Origin of the sequence: Mycolicibacterium setense, from assembly GCF_000805385.1 — a bacterium.
Taxonomy (GTDB): Bacteria; Actinomycetota; Actinomycetes; order Mycobacteriales; family Mycobacteriaceae; genus Mycobacterium; species Mycobacterium setense.
Genome location: NZ_JTJW01000008.1, coordinates 493592 through 515415, shown reverse-complemented (window position 1 = coordinate 515415; position 21824 = coordinate 493592). Strand labels below are relative to the sequence as shown.

Below are 21824 nucleotides of genomic sequence, written 5' to 3'. Positions count from 1 at the left end.
TCACAGTTCGGCGTTGCCGGATGTCGGTCTAGGAGGTTGCGTTGGGTGCTGCGAAGTATGTCGGTCGGGTTGGGGGATTGGCGGTCGCGCTCGGAGTCGGGTCGGCCGTCGTTCTCGGTGGTCAGGTGCTGGGCACTCCGGTGGCCTCGGCATCGCCCGCGTCTGGCGACACGTCGTCGGAATCCGCGTCCACACCGGCTGACAAGGGTCCCGCCAAGGACCGGCACTACGCTCGCTCGTCGCGGCAGGCGGCAGTGCGCGCGGCGATCAAGGAGCGGGTGGCCAAAGCCGGTGAATCCGGTCGCCATCGCGTGAGTTCGACCCCGAAATCCGACGCCGTCGAGACGTTCGCCGACCGCATCTCGGACGCTCAGGCCAAGATCGAGGCCCGCCTGACCCGTCAGGGCGCAGGCTCGGCCCCCGTGATTGTCGAGGACACCGAGATCGCCGGTCCGGCCAAGGCAACGCCCGCGGTCGCCGTGACACCGCGGGTCCTGTCGCTCGTGACGCCGAAACTGCCGCGGCCGCTGCGCGACCACGCCAAAGACCCCGAGCCTGCGGCCGCCGAAGAGTCCACACCCGCGGGCGCCGAAACCGGCGCGGTCGACGCACCCGCCGCGCCACCCGCCGTCATCGCGACGGCGAAGACCGAACCGACACCGGCTCCCGCTCTGGCCCCCGTACAGAGCCTGATCGCGAACGTCGTCAACGACATCGCCACGACGCTGGCCGGAAATTCCCCGACCGCGCCGACGCCCGATTCGCCCGCCGAGTGGGTCCTCTTGGCGGCCGCGCGCCGGGAGTTCCCCACGGCGGCCGTCGCACCCTCGGTCACCGCCACCGGTGGCATCACCGCGGCCCCGTCGGTCGGCATCACCGACGGCATCATCCACGGGGTGACGGGAGCGACGAGCACGAGTGGGTTGCCGCTCACCTACACCGTGATCGGTGATCCGAGCGCGGGTGGCAAGGTCCGGCTCAACTCGGCCAACGGCTCGTTCACGTTCCTGCCCTACGCCACCGTCGTCGACAGCGGCGGCACGGAGAAGTTCACCGTGCTGGTCGCCGAGACCACGGCGTTCGACGCTGCGCTGCAACAGATCCCGATCGTGGGCATGTTCGTGCCGCAGGTGCTGGTGATCGTTCACCAGATGCCCGTGGTGAACGACCTGCTGGCCCCGCTGATCGGCGAGGCCGAGCTGGTGGACGTCAACGTTGACGTCGGTGCGCTGGCACCGGCGGGCACCCCGGTGGCCTACACCTACAAGGTCACCTCGTTCGACGGTGCCGAGATCAGCATGAACTGGTTCCCGGCCTCGGGCCTGCAAGCAGGCGGGGAAGCCCCGACCATCTTCAGCGGTGCCGGCCTGTCCAGCGCGGGTGACACCAACCCGTATTCCGGTGGCGCCACCGGCGTCGGTACGTTCCGCGATGCCGGCTACAACGTCATCACCTGGGATTCGCGCGGCGAGCACGCCTCGGGCGGGATATTGCAGCTCGACAGCCCGTTCTATGAGGGCCGCGATGTCTCGGCCATGATCGACTACGTCGCCAAACGGCCCGGAACCCAGCTGGACGGGGCCAACGATCCACGGATGGGCATGGTGGGCCCGTCATACGGCGGCGGTATCCAGTGGGTGGCCGCGGGCACCGACAACCGGATCGACGCCATCGTCCCGACGATCTCGTGGAACTCGCTGAACAGTGCGCTCTACCCGAACGAGGCGTTCAAGACGTCCTATGCTGCGCTGCTGCTGCTTTCGCTCGTGACCTCGGGCGCCAACATCAACAACCAGCTGTACGCAGGCATCTTCACCGGTGCCCTTCTCGGCGTCCTCACCCCCGAGCAGCAAGCCGTGCTGGCCAGTAGCGGACCGACGGCCCTGGTCAACAAGATCACCGCTCCGACGCTGATCATCCAGGGCACCGTCGACGTGTTGTTCCCGCTGCAGCAGGCGATCGACAACGCGCAGATCCTGGATGCCAACGGTGTGCCGGTGAAGATGGTGTGGTTCTGCGGCGGGCACGGCAACTGCGAGACACCGGCCGGCGACAGCACCGAGATGGTCGAGACCGCGACGCTGAGCTGGCTGGACACCTACGTCAAACACAAGGGCGAAAATGTCGATGGCGGCTTAGCGGAAACTCTTCCTAAGTTCCAGTGGATCGACCAGAACGGCGAGCACTACACCTCCGATCTGCTGCCGTCGGATCCCGATTTCGCCGGGGCTCCGGTCACCGCGTCGGGCGGCGGCGGTCTGCTCGGAATCGTCCCGGTCCTGGGTGGCTCGGGACCGGGCTCGGCCGGGATTCCGTTCGGGCTCGGCGATGGCACCAAGGCCACCAACGCGGTGAACGTCACGGTGACGGCGCCGTCGGACACCGCCACCCAGATCGTCGGTGCGCCCGAGCTGACGATGACGTACTCGGGCGTCGGCACCAGCCGCCACGTCTACGCCCAGATCGTCGACGATCAGACCGGGAAGGTGATCGGCAATGTGGTCACCCCGATCCCGGTCACTCTCGACGGCAAGGAGCACACCGTCACCATCCCGATGGAGGCGGTGCCCTACACGCTGGAACCGGGGCACACCGCCACCGTGCAGATCACCAGTTCGGCCACGCCGTTCCTCAACTTCACCCAGTTCGGCGCCATCAACATCTCCGGCATCGAGGTGGCGCTGCCGACCGCGGGACCAGGCGCCAACGTGCAGCCGGCAGCCGACGCCGCTCAGGAGGTGGTCAGCGTCTAAAGGCGCCCGTCGCCCCGGAGGTCCGGATGGACCCACTCGGGTGAGCGGCGCGCCTTGAAGGCCCGGAAACCCTCCATGGCCTCCTCGCCGCTGTAACTGGCTTTCATGCCGATGCGGTCATAGAGGCCCATGTAGTTGTCCAGGCTGGACTTGACCACGCCGCGCGCACGGGGAGCGGTCCGGCAACACTGGGCCAGCACTTCTGTTGCCGCATCGAACAATTCGTCGTGCGGCGCGACGCGGGCGACCATGCCCCAGTCGACCGCCTCCTGGGCGCTGAGCGTGCGGCCGGTGAACATCAGGTCGCGGGTGCGGACCGGGCCGATCAGGCGGGCCAGCATCTGGCTGTAATAGGTGTCGGCGATGCCGCGGTACAGCTCTGGCACCCGGAACGTGGCGCGGTCACTGACCACGGCCATGTCGCTGCAGATCGCGATCTGCAGACCACCGCCCTGGCACAACCCGTTGACCGCACTCACCACCGGCTTGACCGATTGGCGCAGGGTTTCGAACGGCGTGACATCCATCGACAGTGCGGCACCGAAACTCATCCAGTCGTCGACGCCGTTGCCGCCGCCGAGGTCACCGCCTGGCGCGAAGACGTCCCCGGTGCCGGTGATCAGCAGGCCGGCCAGATCCGGGTCCGCCTCGACGTGGGTCACCGCGTAGCGGATGCCGAAGTACATCGCCGGTGTCATCGCGTTGCGCGCCTCGGGCCGATCCAGGGTGACCACGCCGAACGGCCCCTGCCTGTCGAACCTGAGGTACGGCGTGCCGAGCCAGTCGCCATCGGGGGGTCGCGGAGCCTCTACCTGGGTCATGCCGGCGACTATAACCGCAACGGTATCGGCCTCAGTTGGCGTCTCGGTGAGTCAGGAGAGCGTCGATGTCCGCGGCCGACGGCGCACAGTTGCCCGCCCCGCGCACCAAGGTGGCCAACGCTCCGGCCGCACACGCGCGGCGCAGGGCCTGCTCGTGGCCGGCGGTCCACCCGGCGGCCAGCACCCCGGCGAACACGTCACCGGCTCCGGCGGTGTCCAGCGCCCGTACCGCGGGTGCCGGTACGTCGAAACGCTCGTCCTGGCCCAGATAACTGGCCCCGCGCGAGCCTCGGGTGATCACCAGATGCCGTACCGGCCAGTGCCATCCGGCGGCCTCGGTTTCGTTCACCACCACCACGTCGACCAGATCCGACAACGCCAGGAGTTGGTGTGCGGCGGTGCCGGACGGTGACGCGTTCAGCATCACCACCGCACCGGCCGCGCGCGCCAGCTTGGCCGCCGCGATCGCCGTCGTCACCGGGATCTCCAACTGGATCAAGACCACCTCACTCCAGACGATGGCCGTACGCGCCGCCGCGGAATCCACCTCGAGCCGGGCGTTGGCGCCCGGCGCCACCACGATGCAGTTCTCACCGACGGTGTCGACCAGGATCGCGGCCGATCCGCTGGCGCCGGGCACACACGACACGGCGTCGCTCCCGACGCCGTTGGCCCGGAGGTGCTCCCGCAGAATCGTGGCCGCGGCATCGTCGCCGACCGCCGCCACCAGTGCGACCTCGGCACCGGCCCGCGCGGCTGCCACCGCCTGATTGCCGCCCTTGCCGCCCGGTGACGACGTGAGTGACGAGGCCAGGATGGTCTGACCCGGCCGGGGCAGAGTGTTGACGACGAACGTCTGGTCAGCGTTGATACTCCCAACCACGCACACCCGCGAAGCCGCCATACTTCACAACGCTAATCCTGCTGCGTGCTGACACGTGTCGAACCGCGTCAACACCTCCGATACCCTGGGGCGATGAGCGTGCAGACACCGCCCGTCAGCGCCCCGACAGAAGACCTGCGCGAGCAGGTGCACGCGGCCGCGCGCCGGGCCCGCATCGCCGCCCGCGCCTTGGGCACTCTCAGCGCCGAAACCAAGAACCGCGCGCTGCATGCCGCCGCCGACAGCGTCCTGGCCCACGTCCACGAGGTGCTGGCTGCCAACGCGGCCGATCTCGATGCTGCGCGTGCGGCGGGCACCCCCGAGGCGATGCTCGACCGCCTCGCGCTCAACCCGCAGCGGGTCGACGGCATCGCTGCCGGGCTGCGCCAGGTCGCCGGGCTCCCCGACCCGGTCGGTGAGGTGCTGCGGGGCCGCACCCTGCCGAACGGACTGCAGCTGCGCCAGCAGCGGGTGCCGCTCGGCGTGGTCGGCATGGTGTACGAGGGGCGCCCCAACGTCACGGTGGACGCGTTCGGTCTCACTCTCAAATCCGGCAACGCCGCCCTGCTGCGCGGCAGCTCGTCCGCGGCCCGGTCCAATCAGGCCCTGGTGACGGCGCTGCGCGCTGCGCTGGCGTCCGTGGGCCTGCCGACGGACGCCGTCCAGTTGCTGCCGAGTCACGACCGGGCCAGCGTCACCCATCTGATCCAGGCCCGCGGCCTGGTGGACGTGGTGATCCCGCGCGGGGGTGCCGGCCTGATCGAGGCCGTGGTGCGCGATGCGCAGGTGCCCACGATCGAGACGGGTGTCGGCAATTGCCATGTCTACGTTGATGAGTCGGCCGACATCGACCTGGCCGAGAAGATTCTGCTGAACTCCAAGACCCGGCGTCCCAGCGTCTGCAACGCCGCCGAGACGCTGCTGGTGGACCGTGCGCTCGAGGCCACCGCGCTGCCCAGGCTCACCGCCGCACTGCGCGCGGCCGGGGTCACGGTGCACGCCGATCCCACGGACGAGGAATTGCACACCGAGTTCCTGTCGATGGACATCGCCGTTGCCCTGGTCGATGGCGTCGACGGGGCGATCAACCACATCAACGAGTACGGCACGGGGCACACCGAGGCCATCGTGACGACGAATCTTGCTGCGGCCCAACGCTTCACCGAACAGGTGGACGCGGCCGCGGTGATGGTCAACGCGTCCACCGCGTTCACCGACGGAGAGCAGTTCGGTTTCGGCGCAGAGATCGGAATCTCCACCCAGAAGCTGCATGCCCGCGGACCGATGGGCCTGCCGGAACTCACCTCGACCAAGTGGATCGTGTGGGGAGACGGTCAGACCCGCCCGGCCTAGGTGCCGACCAGATAGAGACCAGGAGACCACATGAGCGTGCCCGCTCGCCCCGCTCCGATGTTCGCCGACATCGACGATGTCGCGCGACGACTGGCCGAGACCGGCTACCTGCCCGATACCGCCACCGCGACAGCGGTTTTCCTCGCCGACCGGCTCGGTAAGCCGCTGCTGGTCGAGGGCCCGGCGGGCGTCGGCAAGACAGAGCTGGCCCGCGCGGTGGCGGCCACCACCGGCTCCGAGCTCGTGCGGTTGCAGTGCTACGAGGGTGTGGACGAGGCCCGCGCGCTGTACGAGTGGAATCACGCCAAGCAGATCCTGCGGATCCAAGCCGGGCAGAACGCGAACGGCGGCGACTGGGACCAGACCAAGATGGATGTCTTCAGCGAGGAGTTCCTGCTGACCCGTCCGCTGCTGACCGCGATCAAGCGCACCGATCCGACCGTGCTGCTGATCGACGAGACCGACAAGGCCGACATCGAGATCGAGGGCCTTCTGCTGGAGGTGCTCTCCGACTTCGCTGTGACCGTCCCCGAGCTGGGCACCATCAAGGCCGAGCGGCCACCGTTCGTACTGCTGACGTCGAACGCCACCCGTGAGCTCTCCGAGGCGCTCAAGCGGCGCTGCCTGTTCCTGCACATCGACTTCCCTGATCCGGATCTGGAGCGCCGCATCCTGCTGTCGCGGGTGCCGGAACTGCCCGAACACATTGCCACCGAGCTGGTTCGGATCATCGGGGTGCTGCGGGGGATGCAGCTCAAGAAGGTGCCGTCGGTCGCCGAGACCATCGACTGGGGACGCACCGTGCTGGCCCTGGGCCTGGACACCATCGACGACGAGATGATCGCCGCCACCCTCGGTGTGGTGCTCAAACACCAGTCGGACCAGGTCAAGGCGGCCGGCGAGCTCAGGCTGAACTGATGGGGCATGAACTGATGAGGCTCAACTGATGGTGCCCCGCCGGGTTCGACCGTCCCAGCCACTGGCCCCGCACGGGCTGCCGGGGCACCTCGTCGAGTTCGTCGAAGCCCTTCGCGCCCAGGGAATCTCGGTCGGCCCGTCAGAAACCGTGGACGCCGGCCGGGTGATCACCGTGCTGGGTCTGGGCGACCGTGAAACACTGCGTGAGGGCATCGCCTGCGCGGTGTTGCGGCGCCCCGACCATCGTGAGACCTACGACGCGATGTTCGACCTGTTCTTCCCGGCGGCCCTCGGAGCGCGCACCGTGCTGGAGGAGGACGGCGCGGACGACAGCGCGGGTGGGGACCAGCCACAGCTGCCGCCCGAGGACATCGAGGCGATGCGCGACGCGCTGGTGCAGATGCTGGCCGACAACGAGGACCTGGCCAACCTCGATGACCGCATGGCGGCGATGATCGCCCGGATAGTCGAGGCGTACGGTCGCTACAACTCCAGCCGTGGCCCGTCGTACTCGTCCTATCAGGCTCTCAAGGCCATGAGCCTGGATGATCTGGAGGGCCGGCTGCTGGCCGGGCTGCTCGCCCCGTACGGCGACGAACCCACGCCCACCCAGGAAGAGATCGCCAAGGCCCTGGCCGCCCAGCGCATCACCCAGCTGCGCAAGATGGTGGAGTCGGAGACCAAGCGGCGCACCGCCGAGCAGCTGGGCCGTGACCACGTGCAGATGTACGGGGTGCCGCAACTGGCCGAGAACGTCGAGTTCCTGCGCGCCTCCGGTGAGCAGCTGCGCCAGATGCGCAAGACCGTGCAGCCGCTGGCACGGACCTTGGCGACACGGCTCGCGGCCCGCCGCCGCCGGTCCCGCTCCGGGGAGATCGACCTGCGCAAGACGCTGCGCAAGTCGATGTCCACCGGCGGTGTGCCGATCGACGTCGTGCTCAAGAAGCCGCATCCGGCCCGCCCCGAACTCGTGGTGCTCTGCGATGTGTCGGGCTCGGTGGCCGGTTTCAGCCACTTCACCCTGATGCTCGTGTCGGCGCTGCGTCAGCAGTTCTCCCGGGTGCGCGTCTTTGCCTTCATCGACACCACCGACGAGGTCACCGACATGTTCGGCCCAGAGGCCGATCTGGCGGTTGCGGTGCAGCGCATCACCCGCGAAGCGGGCGTTTACACCCGCGACGGGCATTCCGACTACGGGCACGCCTTCGTCTCGTTCCTGGACAAGTACCCCAACGTGCTGTCGCCGCGCAGCTCGCTGCTGGTGCTGGGGGACGGCCGGAACAACTACCGCAACCCCGAGACGGCGCTGCTGGCCCACATGGTGTCGGCCAGCCGCCACGCGCACTGGCTCAATCCCGAGCCCAAGCACCTGTGGGGCAGCGGGGATTCTGCGGTGCCGCGCTACCTCGAAACCATCCCGATGCACGAGTGCCGCTCGGCCAAGCAGCTGGCCGCGGTGATCGACGGGTTGCTGCCGGTCTGAGCATCCGCTCGTTCCGGGCAGCCTTCGCGCGGGTGCCGACGCCCGTCAACGCTCCCGTAAGCTGCCTCTTTGTGGCAACACGGCGCAGATTGGGTGTGATGGGTGGGACGTTCGATCCCATCCACAACGGGCACCTGGTCGCCGCCAGCGAGGTGGCTGACCTGTTCGAGCTCGACGAGGTGGTTTTCGTCCCGACGGGGCAGCCCTGGCAGAAACACGACCGGCGGGTCAGCGCGCCCGAGGACCGGTATCTGATGACGGTGATAGCGACCGCGTCCAACCCGCGGTTCTCGGTCAGCCGGGTGGACATCGATCGGGGCGGGGCGACCTACACCAAGGACACCCTGCGTGATCTGCGTGAGCTCAATGCCGATACCGACCTGTACTTCATCACCGGAGCCGACGCGCTGGCGTCGATCCTGTCCTGGCAGAACTGGGAGGACCTGTTCTCCATGGCCAGGTTCGTCGGCGTGAGCCGACCCGGCTACGAGCTGGACGGTGAACATATCGAGGCGGCGCTGCGTGAGCTGCCGCCGGACGCATTGACATTGGTCGAGGTGCCCGCGCTGGCGATCTCGTCCAGCGACTGCCGCGAGCGTGCCTTGAAAGGCCGGCCGATCTGGTACCTGGTGCCCGACGGTGTGGTGCAGTACGTAGCCAAACGCGGGTTGTATTCCGCCGACGGGAAGGGTGAACACACCATGGAGCCGGTTCGATGAGCGCCACGGAAGAGGCTGTCGCGATGGCGACGGTGGCGGCCCGCGCCGCCGCGGCCAAGCTGGCCGACGATGTCGTGGTCATCGACGTGTCGGGCCAGTTGGTGATCACCGACTGCTTCGTGATCGCGTCGGCCTCCAACGAGCGTCAGGTGAACGCGATCGTCGACGAGGTCGAGGACAAGATGCGCCTGGCGGGGTACAAGCCGGCGCGCCGTGAGGGCACCCGGGAGGGTCGCTGGACGCTGCTCGACTACGTCGACATCGTGGTGCACATCCAGCACCAGGATGAGCGGGAGTTCTATGCCCTGGAGCGGCTGTGGCGAGACTGCCCGACGGTTCCGGTCGAGCTCGATGGGCCGGCAGACCCGGAGTCGGCAGAGTGAGGGCGCGATGAGGGTCCGTCGCTTGGTGCTGCTGCGCCATGGCCAGACCGAATACAACGCGGGCAGTCGGATGCAGGGTCAGCTCGACACCGAACTGTCCGATCTCGGCCGCGACCAGGCCGCCGCCGCTGCCGAGGTGCTGGCCAAGCGTCAGCCGCTGTTGATCGTGTCCTCGGATCTCAAGCGCGCCCTGGACACCGCGGTGACCCTCGGTGACCGTGCCGGGGTCCCGGTACAGGTGGACAAGCGGTTGCGCGAGACGCATCTGGGGGACTGGCAGGGCCTGACCCATCTGGAGGTGGACGCGATGGCCCCGGGCGCTCGCGCGGCCTGGCGGGAGGACGCCCGCTGGGCCCCGCACGGCGGCGAGAGCCGCGTCGACGTGGCCGACCGTAGCGTGCCGGTGGTGGCCGAACTTGTTGCGGGGCAACCGGAATGGGGTGTGGATCGCGCCGGGGGCAGCTCTGAACGCCCGGTCGTGCTGGTCGCTCACGGTGGGCTGATCGCGGCGCTGACCGCCGGGCTGCTCGGTCTGCCGGTGGACAACTGGCCGGTGCTCGGCGGCATGGGCAACGCCAGTTGGGTTCAGCTGTCCGGACATTCGGCCGACACGGGGGCCGATGGTGACGCGTTCGACGCCATCAAATGGCGGCTGGATGTATGGAACGCCTCGGCGCAGGTGGCCAACGATGTCCTCTGATCGCTCGCCGTCGGAGGCCCCGCGCCGCGGCCGCCCGACTCTGCTGGTGTTCTGCGATTCCCTGTCCTATTTCGGCCCCACCGGCGGTCTGCCGTCCGACGATCCACGGATCTGGCCCAATATCGTGGCCGAACAGCTGGGCTGGGACGTCGAGCTCATCGGCCGAATCGGCTGGACGTGCCGCGACGTGTGGTGGGCCGCGACCCAGGATCCACGGTCCTGGGCGGCGTTGCCGCGGGCGGGTGCGGTCATTTTCGCCACCAGCGGGATGGACTCGTTGCCCTCACCGCTGCCGACGGCGCTGCGAGAGTTGATCCGGTATGTGCGTCCCGCCTGGCTGCGACGGTGGACGCGCGACGGCTACGGCTGGCTTCAGCCGAAATTGTCGCCGATTGCGCGCTCGGCACTGCCGCCCAGCCTGACGGTCGAATACTTGGAGATGACGCGCAACGCCATCGATTTCAACCGGCCGGGTATTCCGGTGGTGGCTTCGTTGCCGTCGGTGCACATCGCGGACACGTACGGCAGGGCGCATCACGGTCGTGAGCCCACCGTCAAGGCGATCACGACGTGGGCCCAGGAGCACGACGTGACGCTGGTGGACCTCAAGGCCGCAGTGGCCGACGAGGTGCTCAACGGGCGCGGCAATCCCGATGGCATCCACTGGAATTTCGAGGCTCACCGGGCGGTCGCCGAGTTGATGCTCAAGGGGTTGGCCGCTGCTGGTGTGCCACAACAGGATCCCACCGACTGACGATGGCGGTCATGGTGGTGACCGACTCGACGTCGCGGTTGCGTCCCGAGTTGTGTGAACAGTGGGGAATCCGGCAGGTGCCGTTGCACATCCTCGACGACGGCAATGACTGGCGCGACGGCGTCGATCCGATGCCGCCGGCAGTCTATGACTTGCCGCGGGTCACGACCTCGGCGGCCTCGCCCGCCGACCTCGCCGACACGTATCGGCAGGCGCTGGAGGACAGCGATGGCGACGGCGTTGTCGCAGTGCATATTTCGGCCGCACTTTCGAGCACTTACAGCACCGCGGCGGCAACGGCCCGTGAGATCGGTCCGGCCGTGCGGGTGGTGAACTCGCGCGCGGCGGCCATGGGGGTGGGCTTCGTCGCCCTGGCCGCCGCCGAGGCGGCGCATCGTGGCGAGCCGCTCGATGTGGTCGAGGCCGCGGCGCGGGCGGCGATACCGCGCGGGCGGGCGTTCATCGTCGTGCACCGGCTCGACAACTTGCGGCGCAGCGGCCGGATCGGTACGGCGGCATCGTGGCTGGGCACCGCACTGGCGCTCAAACCGCTGTTGCGTCTTGATGTCGACGGCCGGCTGGTGCTCTCGCAACGCATCCGCACGATATCGAAAGCGCATGCCGCCCTTGTCGATCAGATCGCCGTCGCGGCGGGCGACGGTGCTGTGGACGTGGTCGTGCACCACGTCGACAACCCGGACGGAGCCGAGGAGATCGCTGCCGCGCTCACCGACCGGCTGCCGAACCTGAAATCGCTCTCGGTGACGGACATGGGTTCGGTGCTCGCGGTGCACGTCGGTGGCGGCGCGGTGGGCGCCTGCCTCACCGTGGAGGACGCTTCGAGCTAGCCGTCTTTTGGCCGACGCCGCTTTCTACCTCAGGGCTGTGCACCAACAGCGGGCACAGCCGCCAGGTAGAAAACGACGCGGCGATCGCGGCAGCAGCCCTGAGCTAGCCGGCGAACCGGCCCGTGATCGGAGGCAGGTCCTTGAGAGTGACGATTCCGGGCGGTGCGGCCACCACGGCGGGCACCGCGTTGGTGACCGGCAGCGCGGTGTAGATCATGCCCAGCCCGTTGAGGCTGACCTCGCTCCAGTCCTTCGACGGCAGACAGTAAACGACGGTGCGCATGTTGGGGACGCCGAACACCTGGATCACGTGACCATGCGCCACCGGCTTCGGCGGGGTGACGTGATTGCCCATGATCCAGTTGAATCCGACGCTCACCACGTTCTTGTCGCCGACCCAGCCGCGGTGGTAGCCGTACACGCTGGCCACCGTGCCTTTGGGGATCGTCATGAAGCCCAGATCGGAATCATCGGTGGCCGCGGTGAACTGGACGTCGAAGGTGATCCGGTCCAACTCGGCGCCGATGGCGTCGGCCATCATCGCGGCCGACTCGGCGAACACCTCGCTTTCCAGTCGCACACTCTCGGCCAGCCCCGGCGTCTCCGGGTCTTTGCCGAAGCCCATCGCGGCCATGGTCCCCGCCGATTCGTAAACGCCGCAGTCGACCGACTCGGTGATCCGGATTTCGTCGACGCTCTCGCACGCGCTGGACAGCACCATGCCCATCATGTTCGTCAGGCCGGGGTGTGCGCCGCTGCCGAAGATCGTGGAATTGCCGGTCTGGCAAGCCTTCTGGATTCGGTCCAGGTCCTCCGGCGATTGCTTGCCACCGGTGATCCAGGCCGCGGTGGAGCACACGTTGACCCCAGCCTCCAACAGCGCGACGAGTTCGTCGACGCTGGGCCAGATGGGGTTGTAACAGCAGGCGTCGGGTTTGAGCGCGATCAACTCCTCGATGCTGTTGGTGGCTCGAATCCCGGTGGGCTCGGGCCGGCCGGCCAGCTCGGCCGCGTCGACACCGACCTTTTCCGCGCCGTAGGCGTACACGCCGACCAGTTCCATGTCGTCGCGGCCGATGATCGCGTGCAGCGAGCGCCGTCCGATGTTGCCCGTGGTCCATTGGATGACCCGGATCGGCCTGGTCGCTGCGGTCATGTTTCGCCTCCGTCACTGAGCCCTGCGCTGGACTCTAGACACTATCGGGGAGTTGTTCACTCGCGGTAGGGCACCGGCCCGTCCTGGCGGCGGCCACCCCGGCGTCGCACAATCGAATTGCGGGGCGGGTACGTCCCGCGGACGCCATGAATCGAGGTCGGATCATGGACATGCTCTACGCGCTCGCATCGGTTGGGGTCGCCGCCATCGCCGTGCTCTGGCTCGGTATGAACAACCTCCGCGTGGTCAGGCAGTACGAGCGGGGTGTGGTCTTCCGGTTCGGCCGGGTCAGGGACAACGTCCGGCCGCCGGGTCTGACGATGCTCATACCAGTGGCCGATCGCCTCCAGAAGGTCAACATGCAGATCATCACGCTGCCGGTCCCCGCGCAGGACGGCATCACCCGCGACAACGTCACCGTGCGGGTCGATGCGGTCATCTACTTCAACGTGATCGACCCCGTACGGGCAGTGGTCGACGTGCAGGACTACATGTCGGCCATCGGCCAGGTGGCGCAGACCTCGCTGCGGTCGATCATCGGCAAGAGCAACCTGGACGATCTGCTGTCCAACCGGGAACGGCTCAATCAAGGCCTGGAACTGCTCATCGACAACCCTGCTGTGGGCTGGGGTATCCACATCGACCGGGTCGAGATCAAGGATGTCGTGTTGCCCGATTCGATGAAGCGGTCCATCGCGCGCCAGGCCGAGGCCGAGCGGGAACGACGGGCCCGCGTGATCACCGCCGACGGCGAACTGCAGGCGTCCGAAAAGCTCGCCGCGGCCGCCGAAGTGATGGCGGCCGACCCGGCGGCGCTGCAGCTGCGCCTGCTGGAGACCGTCGTCGAAGTCGCGGCCGAGAAGAACTCCACCGTGGTGCTTCCGTTCCCGGTGGAATTGCTGCGCTACCTCGAACGGGCCACGCCCCAGCAGCCCTCCGCGAACGCGGCGGGATAGGTACTCCACAGCCCGAGATTCATCCACAGCCGGCCGTTACCGAACGCCCGCGAACCGGGAATCGTCGTGCCCCGCACCTACCGTCGCGGGCATGGGTACCGAATTGTCGGTGGAGCGGCTTCGTCGCCTGGGTGGCGGGGGTGGCGACGGCGGAGAGCATCCCGACGCCGAGGGTGATGGCAGCCCGGACCGCGACACCGCCTCCGAGAGTGCACTGTCGCGATGGCTGCCCGATACGGCTCCGGGGGACGGACGGGGTTGGTTGGCTGCGGTACGTGCCGATCCCGGTCGCGCCGGGGCGCTGGCGTTGGCCGGTGTCGGAGTACTCGCGATTCTGGTCACCGTATTCGCCCTCATCCGCCAGCAACCGCCGCCGGTCGCATCGGCGAATCTTCCACCGGTACAGATGGTTTCGTCGGCCGCGCCAACTCCGCCCGGCGCCGCGCCCGCGGGTCCGGTGGTGGTCAGCGTGGTGGGCTTGGTACACAAACCGGGGTTGGTGACCCTGCAGCCCGGGGCGCGAATCGCCGATGCGCTGGAAGGCGCCGGCGGGCCGCTCGACGGAGCCGACCTGATCGGGTTGAACATGGCCCGCCGGGTCGGTGACGGTGAACAGATCGTGGTTGGCATCGAGGCGCCGCCGGGGCAACCGGCGACCATGGGCAGCTCGGTCGCCGGCCAGGCTCCGGCCGCCGGGGAACGCGACGGCCCGACTGGGCCTGCTGCCGGAGCGCCGACAGCGCCCGCCGCCGGAGCGCCGGCGGGGCCGGTGGACCTCAACACCGCGACTGCCGAAGACCTCGACACCCTGCCCGGCGTCGGCCCGGTGACTGCTGAGGCGATCCTGGCCTGGCGGGCCGCGCACGGCCGGTTCGACAGCGTCGATCAGCTCGGTGACGTCGACGGGATCGGCCCGGCGCGGCTGGAGAAACTGCGTGCGCTGGTCCGGGCGTGACGGTCCCGGCACAGACGGCTCGGACGGGTGTGGGCCGGGCAGCGACCGCCCGGATGGCGATGAGTGGACCGAGGGGCAGCCCCTGGATCTGCGTATCGTCCCAGCGGCTCTGACCGCGTGGTCGGTGTCGGCGGCCGGAATCGTGTGGAGTCCGTGGGCCTCGGTCGTGGTCGGCCTCGCCGCGCTGGGAATGGCCTGGCTGGCCGCGCGGTGGGGAAGCAGGCACCGCACGGATCATCGGCCCACCGCGGCCGCGGTTGTGGCGGTGGCAGCGGTGGCGCTCGGTTTCTCCGTCGCGGTCGGGCTGCGGGTACACCAGGTTGAGCATCACCCGATGGTTCGGCTCTACGGTTCCACTGCCAGCGTCGAGGTGGTTCCGGGCGAAACCCCGCGCGCCGTCACCGGCGGCCGGGTGATGTTTCGCGCCTCTCTGCGACGGGTCGATCAGGTGCCGATGTCGGGGCGGGTCCTGGTGTTCGGCCCGTCGTCGTTCGGTGAGGCCGGTCCTGGTCGCGCGGTGCAGTTTCGCGCGACCGTGCGACGTCCGGACCGCAAGGATCTCAGCGTGGCCGTGCTGGGCGCGTCGGGGCAGCCGTCACTGGGGGAGTCGTCGCCGGTGCAGCGGGTCGCCGCGCGGATACGTTCGGACTTCGCTCAGGCCGCGCGGACGGTACTGCCCGTCGATCAGGCGGCCATGCTGCCCGCGTTGGTGCTCGGTGAGACCTCGGCGGTCACCAGTACCACTACGGCGCAGTTCCGCACAGCGGGCCTGACACACCTGACCGCGGTGTCGGGGGCGAACGTGACGATCGTCTGTGGCGCGCTGCTGCTCAGCGCCGCGTTGGTCGGTCCGACGGTGGCCGTGGTGCTGGCCGGCGCGGGGCTGGTCGGCTTCGTCATCGTCGTGCAGCCCTCGGCCAGTGTCTTGCGCGCCGCGCTGATGGGCGCGGTGACGCTGCTGGCGGTGCTGACCCATCGGCGGCGGCAAGCGGTGCCTGCGCTGTCGGCCAGTGTGATCGCGCTGATGATCGCGGCCCCCGAACTCGCGGTCGATGTCGGGTTTGCGTTGTCGGTGTGCGCGACGGCAGGCATCGTCGTCCTGGCTCCGGTGTGGTCGGCGCGGCTGCGGAGTCGAGGTTGGCCGCGCCCGGTCGCCGCGGCGGTGAGCGTCGCGGTGGTGGCCCAATTGGTCACGGCCCCACTGGTGGCCGGGATCTCGGGAACCGTCAGCCTGGTGGCGATAGCCGCCAACCTTGCGGTGGCCGGGGTGATTCCGCCGATCACTGTTCTCGGTACGGCGGCTGCCGTGTGTTCGGTCATCTGGCCGGGCGGGGCGCAGCTGCTGATCCGGTTTACCGGGCCCGAGCTGTGGTGGCTGCTCTCCGTGGCGCGGTGGGCTTCGGCGTTGCCCGCGGCCGCGCTGCCGTCGCCCTCGGGGCTGGCCGGTGTGGTGTCCGTGGCCCTGGCAGGCATCGCGTTGACCGTGCTGTGGCGGCTGCGCTGGCTGCGTCGTGGGCTGGCCGTGCTGGTGTTCGGCCTGTTGGCTTGGGCGCTGGCGGGCCAGGTGGTCGGAGCTGTCGGGTCGGCGTGACACGATCATCGGCGTGAGTCAACAGATCGACGGTCTGCACCTGGTCCTTGGCGATGAGGAACTGCTGGTCGAACGAGCCGTGGGCTCGGTGCTGCGGGCGCTGCGTCAACAGGCGGGATCCGACGACGTCCCGGTGGACCGGATGCGCGCCGGGGAGGTCAGTACCAGCGAGCTGGCCGAGCTGCTGAGCCCGTCGTTGTTCGCCGAGGAACGCATGGTGGTGCTGGAGGCCGCTGCCGAGGCGGGTAAGGATGCCGTGGCCCTGATCGCCTCGACCGCAGCCGATCTGCCGCCCGGCACGGTGCTGGTTGTCATCCACTCCGGTGGTGGGCGCGCCAAGGCCTTGGCTGATCAGTTGAAAAAGCTTGGTGCACAGGTGCATCCGTGTGCGCGAATCACCAAGCCGGCCGAGCGCGCGGATTTCGTGCGGGGTGAGTTCCGAACACTGCGGGTGAAGGTCTCCGACGACACGGTCACCGCGGTGCTCGACGCGGTCGGATCGAACATCCGCGAGCTCGCCGCGGTGTGCTCACAGCTGGTGGCCGACACCGCCGGCGAGGTGGACGCCATCGCGGTGCGTCGCTATCACAGCGGCAAGGCGGAGGTGAAGGGCTTCGACATCGCGGACAAGGCCGTCACCGGAGATGTCGCGGGTGCCGCCGAAGCGCTGCGGTGGGCGATGCTGGCGGGCGAACCACAGGTGGTGTTGGCCGACGCGCTGGCCGAGGCCGTGCACACGATCGCACGAGTCGGTCCGCTGTCGGGGGACCCGTACCGGCTGGCCGGTGAGCTCGGGATGCCGCCCTGGCGGGTGCAGAAGGCGCAGAAGCAGGCGCGCAGATGGTCACGCGACTCGGTGGCCGAGGCCATGCGGGTGGTCGCCACCCTCAATGCAGACGTAAAGGGCGCAGCGGCAGATGCCGACTACGCCCTCGAAACAGCGGTACGCCGGGTGGCGGAACTCGCCACCCGGTGAACCGGATGAATTACTGAAGGATCAGAGCTTGTTCAGGGCCAGGGCCAGGGCCGACTTCTTGTTGGCGGCCTGGTTGGCGTGGATGACGCCCTTGCTGGCGGCCTTGTCGAGCTTGCGGCTGGTCGACACCAGCAACTCGGCGGCCTTGTCCTTCTCGCCCGCGTCGATGGCCTCGCGGAAGCTACGCACAGCCGTACGCAGCGACGACTTCACCGACTGGTTCCGCAGCCGACGACGCTCGTTGGTGAGGATGCGCTTTTCCTGCGACTTGATGTTGGCCACGTAAAAATTCCTTCGTAGTTCTCTAGCTGGGGTTACCGAAGTCTGGGTGCGCACACCCGCACTGCGGGCAGCGACTGTTCAGGGTACCAGCGAGACATCTGAACTCCCAAAATGGCGCTGCCGAAGCGGTGGCCGCCCACGCGTTGTTTTTCCGGCCTCATACCACCCCAACCGCCCTTTGGCCTGCCGAAACGGGCTACTCGGTTGACCCGGCGAAACACGGCCCGGTGCGGCACCATGAGGAGAGTGACCCCGAGATCCGTCCGTACCCCAGCAGCCGAGCCGAACGGGTCGAGGTCGGCCGGGCAGCGCGCCGCTTCGACGCGACGTGCCAAACATCAGGGCATCTTCGACGGTTACAACCGGCTGGGCCGGTACTCGCAGGCCTTCGACGAGATGTTCGACACCTCTGGCAACGTGCGCGGCCCGTACAAGGGCATCTTCGCCGAGCTTGCTCCGTCCGACGCCGGGGAACTGCAATCGCGGTCCGATGCGCTGGGCCGGGCGTTCATCGACCAGGGAATCACGTTCTCGTTGTCCGGTCAGGAGCGACCGTTCCCACTCGACCTGGTGCCGCGGGTGATCTCTGCGGCCGAATGGTCGCGGCTGGAACGCGGCATCACGCAACGGGTCAAGGCACTGGAGTGCTACCTCGACGACATCTACGGCGAGCAGGAGATCCTGCGCGACGGCGTGATCCCGCGCCGCCTCGTCACGTCGTGTGAACACTTCCACCGTGAAGCCGCCGGCATCGTCCCGCCCAACGGGGTGCGCATCCACGTCGCCGGCATCGACCTCATCCGCGACGACAAGGGCGACTTCCGGGTGCTGGAGGACAACCTGCGGTCGCCGTCGGGGGTGTCCTATGTGATGGAGAACCGGCGCACCATGGCGCGCGTCTTCCCGAACCTGTTCGCCACCCATCGGGTGCGCGCGGTCGGCGACTACGCGTCGCACCTGCTGCGGGCGCTGCGTAACGCCGCACCCACCAACGTCGCCGACCCCACCGTCGTGGTGCTCACCCCCGGCGTCTACAACTCGGCCTACTTCGAGCACTCGCTGCTGGCCCGGCAGATGGGTGTGGAGTTGGTCGAGGGCCGCGATCTGTTCTGCCGCGACAACGCCGTCTACATGCGCACCACCGAGGGCGAGCGCCAGGTCGACGTGATCTACCGCCGTATCGATGACACCTTCCTCGACCCGATGCAGTTCCGTCCCGACTCGGTGCTCGGGGTGGCCGGGCTGCTCAATGCGGCCCGCGCCGGAAACGTCGTGATCTCCAGTGCGGTGGGCAATGGGGTCGGGGACGACAAGCTCGTCTACACCTACGTGCCGACCATCATTCAGTACTACCTGGGCGAGAAGCCGATCCTGGCGAACGTCGACACCTACCGCTGTTGGTTGGACGCCGAACGGGAGGAAGTGCTCGACCGGATCGACGAACTGGTCATCAAACCGGTGGAGGGCTCGGGCGGCTACGGCATCGTTTTCGGTCCGGACGCCTCGGCCAAGGAATTGACCACGATCAGCAAGAAGATCCGCAATGACCCGCGCGGTTGGATCGCCCAGCCGGTGATGCAGTTGTCCACGGTGCCCACCCAGATCGGGAACACGCTGGCGCCTCGGCACGTGGACCTGCGCCCGTTCGCGGTCAACGACGGCAACGACGTCTGGGTCCTGCCCGGCGGCCTGACCCGGGTGGCGTTGCCCGACGGGTCGCTGGTGGTGAACTCCAGCCAGGGCGGCGGTTCCAAGGACACGTGGGTGCTCGCGTCTCGGACGTCGGCGGCCGATCGCGAGCTGGCCGCCGCAGAGGTGGTGCGGTCGCTGCCCGAGTCTGTGAAAGGCCCCAAAGGTGATGGGGCACCTGATGGTTCGTCCGAACAACAACAACAGTAGGAGGGGGTGCGCGTAGATGCTGGCACGCAATGCCGAGTCGCTGTACTGGATCGGACGTTATGTGGAACGGGCCGACGACACCGCGCGCATCCTCGATGTCACGGTGCATCAGCTGTTGGAGGATTCGAGCGTCGATCCGGATATCGCCTCACGCACGCTGTTGCGGGTGCTCGGCATCGAGCCGCCCGCGCAGCGTCTGGATGTGTGGTCGTTGACCGATATTGTGGCGTTCAGCCGGGACAGCAGCGGCATTTCGATCGTCGATTCGATATCGGCGGCACGCGAAAACGCCCGAGGTGCACGCGAAGTCACCTCGACCGAGATCTGGGAGTGCCTCAACACCACCTACAACGCGCTCGCCGAGCGTGAACGCGCGGCCAAACGCCTAGGGCCCCACGAGTTCCTGTCCTATGTCGAGGGGCGCGCGGCGATGTTCGCCGGGCTCGCCGATTCGACCTTGAGCCGCGACGATGGCTACCGGTTCATGTTGTTGGGTCGCGCCATCGAGCGGGTGGACATGATGGTCCGGTTGCTGCTGTCGCGGGTGGGTGACAGCGCGTCGTCGCCGGCCTGGGTCACGTTGTTGCGTTCGGCCGGCGCGCATGACACGTACCTGCGCACGTACCGTGGCGTGCTCGACGCCGGTCGGGTGGTCGAGTTCATGTTGCTGGACCGGTTGTTTCCGCGTTCGATCTTCTTTTCGTTGCGGTTGGCCGAACACAGTCTCGACGAGGTGCTCAACCGTCCGCACGACCGTCTGGGCGCCACTGCCGAGGCTCAGCGGTTGTTGGGCCGGGCCCGCAGTGAACTCGAGTTCTTGCCGCCGGGCGCCCTGCTGGAATCCCTGGACACCCGGCTGGCCGGTTTGCAGAAGACCTGCCGGGATGTCGGAGAAGCATTGGCGCTGCAGTACTTCCACTCCGCACCCTGGGTCGCCTGGACCGACGCCGGCCGTAGCGACATGGTTGTGATCGAGGAGGGTGAGGTCTAGATGTGGCGGCTACGTGTGGTGCACTCCACCGGATATGCGTACAAGTCGGCGGTGACGGCGTCCTTCAACGAAGCCCGGCTGACCCCTCGGTCGGATTCGCGCCAGAACGTGATCCTCAACCGGGTCGAGACCATCCCCGCCACGCGGTCCTATCGCTATGTCGACTATTGGGGAACGGCGGTGACGGCGTTCGACTTGCACGCCCCGCACACCGAATTGGAGGTCTCCGGATCCTCGGTGGTCGAGACGGACGTGGCCGAGAAACCCGACGAGTTGGCGAGCTGGGAGGACCTGCGCTCGGAGGCCGTGTTCGACCGGTTCGACGAGGTGCTGGGGCCCACTCACTACACCCCGCGCAGCAAGCGGATCGCGCGGGTGGGGCAGCGGATCGCCAAGGACCACGACCCGTTCGACGCGGTGATGGCAGTGGCGCAGTGGGTGCGCAGCGAGCTCGACTATGTGTCGGGAACCACCGGCGTGCACTCCTCGGGGCTGGATGCCCTGCGTGAAGGTAAGGGCGTGTGTCAGGATTTCGCACATCTTTCGCTGATCATGTTGCGGTCCATGGGGATTCCGGCCCGGTACGTTTCGGGCTACCTGCATCCGACGCATGAGGCGGCGGTGGGGGACACGATCGACGGGCAGAGCCACGCCTGGATTCAGGCGTGGACCGGCGGCTGGTGGCACTACGATCCGACCAACGACAGCGAGATCACCGAGCAGTACGTCAGCGTCGGGGTGGGCCGGGACTATTCGGATGTGGCCCCGCTCAAGGGAATCTATTCGGGCGAGGGCTCGACCGATCTCGATGTGGTCGTGGAGATCACCCGTTTGGCTTGACGCGCCCGCCTGAGCGGCCCAGATTGCGGAAGCCGGGGTGCACGTGCGGGGTGAGGCCCTGTTCCTCGGCGAGTATCTGCAGCAGGGCATGGAGGTCGCCGCGTTGTTGGGCGTTGAGCCCGGCGGTGATCCCGTCGTCGTGCCGACGCGCCAGTTCGCCGATGCGGCGTAGCGCCTTCTTGCCTGCGGCGCTGAGGAACAACGCGTGCAGGCGCCGGTCGTCGGGGTTGCGCCGCCGTTCGACGTAGCCGCGCTCCTCCAGATCGTCGACGTAGCTGACGACTCGACTGGGCAGCAGGCCCAGTTGGGTGCTCAGAGACTGCTGACTCAGCCCGGGCTGAGATCCGATGGCGCGCAGGATGCCGGCGTGGGGAGGGGTGAGGTCCATGGTCGCCATCTGTTCGGCGAACTGCGTCGCGGCGCGGTGGCCCAGTTGTGCCAACAAAAATGCCACAGTGTCGGGTCGCCCGTTTTCCACGCTCAGACCGTATCACGGAGAAATCGTTCAAAAGCTAAAACGTTCAGGCCGTTGAGTTCGCCGCCGGACGGGCATATCGTTCAAC

At 68.1% G+C, this 21824-nt stretch carries 21 protein-coding genes; 16 read left to right on the top strand and 5 right to left on the bottom strand.

Going from position 1 to position 21824, the window contains the following annotated elements; translation table 11 throughout:
* Nucleotides 1-41 precede the first annotated feature (41 nt).
* The gene (locus QQ25_RS20760) at nucleotides 42-2753 is read left to right on the top strand and encodes a S15 peptidase family protein (protein ID WP_039380741.1); all 2712 of its coding nucleotides are present in this window, start codon (nucleotides 42-44) and stop codon (nucleotides 2751-2753) included.
* On the opposite strand, the gene QQ25_RS20755 is transcribed toward QQ25_RS20760, so the two are convergent.
* Nucleotides 2750-3574: an enoyl-CoA hydratase/isomerase family protein gene (locus QQ25_RS20755; protein ID WP_039380738.1), complete on the bottom strand. Its 825-nt coding sequence runs from the start codon at nucleotides 3572-3574 to the stop codon at nucleotides 2750-2752. The genes QQ25_RS20760 and QQ25_RS20755 overlap by 4 nt on opposite strands.
* Before the next feature lie 31 nt (nucleotides 3575-3605).
* Entirely contained in the window at nucleotides 3606-4478 is an 873-nt protein-coding gene (locus QQ25_RS20750) for a PfkB family carbohydrate kinase (protein WP_039380736.1), read from the bottom strand.
* A 72-nt stretch (nucleotides 4479-4550) separates the two neighbouring features.
* Between QQ25_RS20750 and QQ25_RS20745 the strand changes: the two genes are divergently transcribed.
* The 8 genes from QQ25_RS20745 (at nucleotide 4551) to QQ25_RS20710 (ending at nucleotide 11615) form a co-directional block, all read left to right on the top strand.
* The gene (locus QQ25_RS20745) at nucleotides 4551-5810 is read left to right on the top strand and encodes a glutamate-5-semialdehyde dehydrogenase (protein ID WP_039380733.1); all 1260 of its coding nucleotides are present in this window, start codon (nucleotides 4551-4553) and stop codon (nucleotides 5808-5810) included.
* A 30-nt stretch (nucleotides 5811-5840) separates the two neighbouring features.
* Complete coding sequence (locus QQ25_RS20740) at nucleotides 5841-6728, top strand: AAA family ATPase (RefSeq protein WP_039322183.1); 888 nt, start codon at nucleotides 5841-5843, stop codon at nucleotides 6726-6728.
* A 28-nt stretch (nucleotides 6729-6756) separates the two neighbouring features.
* Nucleotides 6757-8211 (top strand): vWA domain-containing protein, encoded by a 1455-nt coding sequence (locus QQ25_RS20735; RefSeq protein WP_039380732.1) that lies wholly within the window; start codon nucleotides 6757-6759, stop codon nucleotides 8209-8211.
* A gap of 89 nt (nucleotides 8212-8300) precedes the next feature.
* A complete protein-coding gene (nadD, locus tag QQ25_RS20730; RefSeq protein ID WP_264020227.1) occupies nucleotides 8301-8930 on the top strand; it encodes a nicotinate-nucleotide adenylyltransferase in 630 nt (209 codons plus the stop codon).
* The gene (rsfS, locus tag QQ25_RS20725) at nucleotides 8927-9313 is read left to right on the top strand and encodes a ribosome silencing factor (protein WP_039322176.1); all 387 of its coding nucleotides are present in this window, start codon (nucleotides 8927-8929) and stop codon (nucleotides 9311-9313) included. Before nadD ends, rsfS begins: the two co-directional genes overlap by 4 nt.
* 7 nt (nucleotides 9314-9320) lie before the next feature.
* Entirely contained in the window at nucleotides 9321-10013 is a 693-nt protein-coding gene (gpgP, locus tag QQ25_RS20720; protein WP_039380728.1) for a glucosyl-3-phosphoglycerate phosphatase, read from the top strand.
* Nucleotides 10003-10767 (top strand): diglucosylglycerate octanoyltransferase, encoded by a 765-nt coding sequence (octT, locus tag QQ25_RS20715; RefSeq protein ID WP_039380726.1) that lies wholly within the window; start codon nucleotides 10003-10005, stop codon nucleotides 10765-10767. Before gpgP ends, octT begins: the two co-directional genes overlap by 11 nt.
* A gap of 2 nt (nucleotides 10768-10769) precedes the next feature.
* The gene (locus QQ25_RS20710) at nucleotides 10770-11615 is read left to right on the top strand and encodes a DegV family protein (RefSeq protein WP_039322171.1); all 846 of its coding nucleotides are present in this window, start codon (nucleotides 10770-10772) and stop codon (nucleotides 11613-11615) included.
* A 103-nt stretch (nucleotides 11616-11718) separates the two neighbouring features.
* On the opposite strand, the gene QQ25_RS20705 is transcribed toward QQ25_RS20710, so the two are convergent.
* On the bottom strand, nucleotides 11719-12771 hold the full coding sequence (locus QQ25_RS20705; protein WP_039322168.1) for an NAD(P)H-dependent amine dehydrogenase family protein: 1053 nt from the start codon (nucleotides 12769-12771) through the stop codon (nucleotides 11719-11721).
* A gap of 164 nt (nucleotides 12772-12935) precedes the next feature.
* Between QQ25_RS20705 and QQ25_RS20700 the strand changes: the two genes are divergently transcribed.
* The 4 genes from QQ25_RS20700 (at nucleotide 12936) to holA (ending at nucleotide 17249) form a co-directional block, all read left to right on the top strand.
* A complete protein-coding gene (locus QQ25_RS20700; protein WP_039381139.1) occupies nucleotides 12936-13727 on the top strand; it encodes an SPFH domain-containing protein in 792 nt (263 codons plus the stop codon).
* A gap of 91 nt (nucleotides 13728-13818) precedes the next feature.
* A complete protein-coding gene (locus tag QQ25_RS20695; RefSeq protein WP_039380725.1) occupies nucleotides 13819-14682 on the top strand; it encodes a ComEA family DNA-binding protein in 864 nt (287 codons plus the stop codon).
* Nucleotides 14663-16273: a ComEC/Rec2 family competence protein gene (locus tag QQ25_RS20690; RefSeq protein ID WP_082017616.1), complete on the top strand. Its 1611-nt coding sequence runs from the start codon at nucleotides 14663-14665 to the stop codon at nucleotides 16271-16273. The genes QQ25_RS20695 and QQ25_RS20690 overlap by 20 nt, the downstream gene beginning before the upstream one ends.
* Nucleotides 16274-16286: 13 nt before the next feature.
* Nucleotides 16287-17249: a DNA polymerase III subunit delta gene (gene holA, locus QQ25_RS20685; protein WP_039380723.1), complete on the top strand. Its 963-nt coding sequence runs from the start codon at nucleotides 16287-16289 to the stop codon at nucleotides 17247-17249.
* A gap of 21 nt (nucleotides 17250-17270) precedes the next feature.
* Here the strand turns inward: holA and rpsT are convergent, their stop codons facing one another.
* A complete protein-coding gene (rpsT, locus tag QQ25_RS20680; protein ID WP_039322162.1) occupies nucleotides 17271-17531 on the bottom strand; it encodes a 30S ribosomal protein S20 in 261 nt (86 codons plus the stop codon).
* A 345-nt stretch (nucleotides 17532-17876) separates the two neighbouring features.
* Between rpsT and QQ25_RS20675 the strand changes: the two genes are divergently transcribed.
* Genes QQ25_RS20675 through QQ25_RS20665 form a run of 3 tightly spaced genes read left to right on the top strand, consistent with a single transcriptional unit; the run spans nucleotide 17877 to nucleotide 21261 of the window.
* On the top strand, nucleotides 17877-19430 hold the full coding sequence (locus QQ25_RS20675) for a circularly permuted type 2 ATP-grasp protein (protein ID WP_039381136.1): 1554 nt from the start codon (nucleotides 17877-17879) through the stop codon (nucleotides 19428-19430).
* A gap of 16 nt (nucleotides 19431-19446) precedes the next feature.
* Nucleotides 19447-20421, top strand: coding sequence for an alpha-E domain-containing protein (locus QQ25_RS20670; protein WP_039322159.1), 975 nt, complete (start codon nucleotides 19447-19449; stop codon nucleotides 20419-20421).
* Nucleotides 20422-21261, top strand: coding sequence for a transglutaminase family protein (locus tag QQ25_RS20665; protein ID WP_039322156.1), 840 nt, complete (start codon nucleotides 20422-20424; stop codon nucleotides 21259-21261).
* Here QQ25_RS20665 and QQ25_RS20660 read toward each other — a convergent pair.
* Nucleotides 21245-21739: a MarR family winged helix-turn-helix transcriptional regulator gene (locus QQ25_RS20660; protein ID WP_052235938.1), complete on the bottom strand. Its 495-nt coding sequence runs from the start codon at nucleotides 21737-21739 to the stop codon at nucleotides 21245-21247. The genes QQ25_RS20665 and QQ25_RS20660 overlap by 17 nt on opposite strands.
* Nucleotides 21740-21824: the final 85 nt, after the last annotated feature.